The following is a 1,880-nucleotide window of genomic DNA, read 5'->3' as shown; positions in this document are numbered from 1 at the left end:
AAATTAATAGAACTATCACCCATAAGGCTTACGAGTGAAAGTGATGAATCATCTACCCAACCAGATTCACGCGGCTCTCTTTGTTGTTTTTGTTTTAAAATCCACGTCGAACCATTGCCTAAATAAAGTTCGGCAGTAGAATTGTCATCGACATAGGCACCTCCTTCAAGAGTAGAGGCATCTGCTAAAATAATCAAAGAGGCGCCATTCTCAGCTCTTAACAATAAATCTCCTGAAAGGGTGCTTTGCGATAAACTAACAACACCGTTAGTGATATTGGTACTATAAATAGCATCATCCTGCACAGAAAATGTCGTTTTTTCCAAATTAACAACCTCCAGTCTTGGTGGAGTTTTTTCTTTATCTGATGAATCCTCTTCGTTAAATCTGAATTCTGTAAGCGGCCTCTCTCCCTTAAAATATATACCGTAAAATCCATTACCCTCCACGGTAATAGAAGAGGATTTAACATTAACTTCAGTCGCACCAATATCATTATGATCAGATAAGTCTTCAAGCTGCAAAATCGAATTTGAAGTAGCTACAGTGTTCTCCGATAATACACCATGGAGATTCACAGCATGAACAATAGCACCATCTAAATTAATAGGACCACCTAAATCTGTATGTAAAACTGCGTGATCCTTGCCTTTGCTACCTTTTCCAGTAATCTTAACATCATCGAGATTTACCTTCCCACCTAATGTCGAAGAAATCCCATGACTATTCATGAAGTCAATTGATCCACCTGCCATATAGATTTCCGCACCACCATAACTATAAAAACTTGCCTTCCCACTGTTGGTTTCAATCTTCGTATTTTTTAAAACGGCATGCGTCGGTGTCCCTATTGCTTGGACAGCCATTTGACTTTCACCAATAACCCCCTCATTTATCTTCATTGTTCCATTGCTCACATGAAGTGCTACCAATGCATTCTTGAGATTCAAATTGGTCAAACTAACTTCCCCACCTTCTGATACAGACACACCCCGTGTATAAGGTTTATCTGAAACTTCACTGCTAACAGTTACATATTCTCCCTTAACTTTCGTACCTCTTTGTTTATCACCTCCCTTTACAGTTATAGCAACAAGACTAGAGGGAGATCCATTGACGTTCTTATGCGTAATCTTAAAAGATTGATTGTCAATTGTGCTCTCTCCACAGTCTTTGCATATATAATATCTTCCATATGATATCCCCCTTCCATCACCGCCAATCACTTTTCCCTCTTCTCCGCTCTCTCCTTTAAGAGATTGATAGTTAGTTTGACCACTAAGAAGGCTATTACCGCTATCATATCCGATATAGATATCATACCACCTAGGGTTATTATGGGTAACGATGATATCATAAGGTGGACTACTATACCCCTCTGCGTTTGCACAAACCCCTATTCCATTGTGGAGCAAAGAAAGGATAGCCGTTGTAAAACTACATAAACATACGTGATTTCTAAACACTTTAATCATAGTTCCCTCGAAACTTTACTGCCCCTCTCATTGAAAACAAAAGCACTCGTAAAAACGTCTCGATGAGCACATCAAAACAAAAAAGATGTAACCAAAAGAATGCGCCTACTGCTCATTTGACCCGTGCAATGAATTACCCAAATAAACTTGGTGCAAAATCTTCCCCCCCCCAAGATAACAACCGATTATAGGTAAATAATCATACAACACAATTTAAACGTGTATAATGCATTCTGTATTTCTTGTAAAGTGAAAATAAAACCATAAGCTGCAAGATGACAAAGAGAACAATCTATCATTGTGGGGCTTGAAAGATTGACAAAAGATATGCGTGAAAAAGATTGCTAAAATCAGTAACAGGCGAATTAAAAACTAGACTTACGAGGCATCAAGTACCATAGTGGA

1 pseudogene is annotated in these 1,880 nt (G+C 38.5%); it reads right to left on the bottom strand.

What is annotated here, in order from left to right:
• Window positions 1-1,475: pseudogene (locus ABD915_RS09500) on the bottom strand (autotransporter outer membrane beta-barrel domain-containing protein); the annotation flags it as partial.
• Window positions 1,476-1,880 lie beyond the last annotated feature (405 nt).

The sequence above is a fragment of the Bartonella jaculi genome, from assembly GCF_039543045.1.
Lineage (GTDB): Bacteria > Pseudomonadota > Alphaproteobacteria > Rhizobiales > Rhizobiaceae > Bartonella > Bartonella jaculi.
The sequence above is the reverse complement of the archived record's forward strand: the minus strand, read 5'-3'. Positions and strand labels throughout refer to the sequence as shown.